Genomic DNA, 2,021 nt, shown 5'->3' on the forward strand with positions numbered 1-2,021 from the left:
CGGTCGGGACCGCCATTTACATAAAGGCTCGGTAGCTCAGTCGGTAGAGCAGAGGACTGAAAATCCTCGTGTCGGCGGTTCGATTCCGTCCCGAGCCACCATTTTTTTTTTGTAAACTAGCCGGCTTAGCTCAATTGGTAGAGCACGTCCGAGCAAGCATCGCTGAATAATCTTCAGCGTACCAGCCGAGATGCTACTTGCAGTACTAACTGAGGCTGGGACGACAAAAGAAATAAAAAATAGCAAGTTTTATATATTATAATGCCGGCTTAGCTCAATTGGTAGAGCAACTGACTTGTAATCAGTAGGTTGGGGGTTCAAGTCCTCTAGCCGGCACCACTTAGGGGCATAGTTTAAAGGTAGAACAGAGGTCTCCAAAACCTCCGGTGTGGGTTCGATTCCTACTGCCCCTGTAAAAGATATGGGCCTATAGCTCAGCTGGTTAGAGCGCACGCCTGATAAGCGTGAGGTCGATGGTTCGAGTCCATTTAGGCCCACCATATTCCGCAGTAGCTCAGTGGTAGAGCTATCGGCTGTTAACCGATCGGTCGTAGGTTCGAGTCCTACCTGCGGAGCCATGGCCCGTTGGTCAAGTGGTTAAGACACCGCCCTTTCACGGCGGTAACACGGGTTCGAATCCCGTACGGGTCATTAAAAAGAGTCAGCACCATGCTGACTCTTTTTATTTAAGGAAAAATAATATTATACATTATGCCTTCCATATATTATATTTGTTATAACAAATTATAATTACTTCTTTGATTCATGATCTCCTAATCCATGTGTTTATTCGGATACTTTTGATTAGCTAAATCAAAAGTATCGAAATAAAGAAACTCTACTGATGGTTGTTTCACGTTATTATAACAATAAATATATCTTTACCATATTATAAAATGTTTTGTTTTTTATTATAAATAATGAAGGATTTTGTATGATTTTGTGTAATTAGGAAAGAATATAGTGCAATATATTTTTACCAATTGATTATTTTAGTTATACTTAGAATAGATTCTTGTACACCGGAATGTTGCATGAATAGTTTACGGTATAAGGTATCTTTTATACTAACCTCATCCTATTTATTACTCTGTATCTTTACAACCTGTTTCTTAATTAAGAACGATAAAGCGTATATTTTCTCTCCGCAATTTAAAATCGACCATTGCAGCTGTGAGTATCCAATTTATTTTATGTTTTGTGGGGGGATTCTAGACAATGATGTTTAGATTATAATCGTTCTCTACATTTGGTAAAGTAATATTCTTTATTTCTAATGATAGTCGGTACCTCGTTTTTCTTTAATGGACTGGCGAATCGAAATGAAGAGGGTTGGAAATGCTAAAGTGTGTAAAGGAGGGTAATATATTTATGACAACTGTTCGAGAATTGATGAGTACAAATATTGTACAATGTACACCACTAGATAATGTATATGAGGCAGCGGTAAAAATGAAAGAAGAAGATATAGGAATGATCCCTGTTGTGGAGAATAATCAAGTTATTGGTCTTGTTACAGACCGTGATTTGGTTGTGCGAGGAATTGCGGAAAAGCATCCGGGTTCCAATCAAATTACAAATGTTATGACAACACAAATTATTTCCGTATCACCTGATGACGCGATTGAAAAAGCGACAGAGTTAATGGCACGTTACCAAATAAGAAGATTACCAGTAGTTGAACATGGGCAACTTGTTGGGATGCTAGCACTTGGTGATTTAGCAACAACTAAATATGCAGATGATCAAGCAGGCGTTGCCTTAAGTGAAATATCAGAGCAGACAGACTAAAGAAAGGGATACTTTTATTTTGTTTGCTAAGGATAGCTTGATTAGAAAGCAAAGCTGTAGTGAAGGATAAGCTGTTAACATACGCTCCATTAGTTTCATTCATAATCTGTGGGGGGGTTCTCCCGCAGATTAAATTTATCCCGCATTAACGGGCAGTAAGACCCTCACCTCAAGATTCAGTGAGAAGCGCAGAAGATAGGTAGGGGATAACTGCCCGTAAAAGCCCGATT

Annotated in this window: 1 protein-coding gene and 6 tRNA genes; all 7 read left to right on the forward strand. The window is 39.1% G+C overall.

Translation table 11 applies throughout. The annotated features are described in order from the left end of the window. Positions 1-25: 25 nt before the first annotated feature. A tRNA-Phe gene (locus V7024_RS14945) sits at positions 26-101 on the forward strand. 162 nt (positions 102-263) lie between these two features. Further along, positions 264-339: transfer RNA gene (locus V7024_RS14950), tRNA-Thr, on the forward strand. Between the two features lie 3 nt (positions 340-342). Further along, positions 343-413: transfer RNA gene (locus tag V7024_RS14955), tRNA-Trp, on the forward strand. A gap of 10 nt (positions 414-423) precedes the next feature. After that, positions 424-500, forward strand: a tRNA-Ile gene (locus V7024_RS14960). A gap of 3 nt (positions 501-503) precedes the next feature. Next, positions 504-578 (forward strand) — tRNA-Asn (locus V7024_RS14965). Between the two features lies 1 nt (position 579). Next, positions 580-651 (forward strand) — tRNA-Glu (locus V7024_RS14970). 720 nt (positions 652-1,371) lie between these two features. Next, positions 1,372-1,791 carry a CBS domain-containing protein gene (locus V7024_RS14975; protein ID WP_020062516.1) on the forward strand — a complete coding sequence of 140 codons (420 nt, stop codon included), beginning with the start codon at positions 1,372-1,374 and terminating at the stop codon, positions 1,789-1,791. Positions 1,792-2,021: the final 230 nt, after the last annotated feature.

The sequence above is a fragment of the Bacillus sp. JJ864 genome, assembly GCF_036963045.1.
Classification (GTDB): domain Bacteria; phylum Bacillota; class Bacilli; order Bacillales; family Bacillaceae_G; genus Bacillus_A; species Bacillus_A pseudomycoides_C.

Bases quoted from the DNA above. Each gene is read 5' to 3' on its own strand.
- V7024_RS14975 (WP_020062516.1), top strand. From the start codon at position 1,372: ATGACAACTGTTCGAGAATTGATGAGTACAAATATTGTACAATGTACA.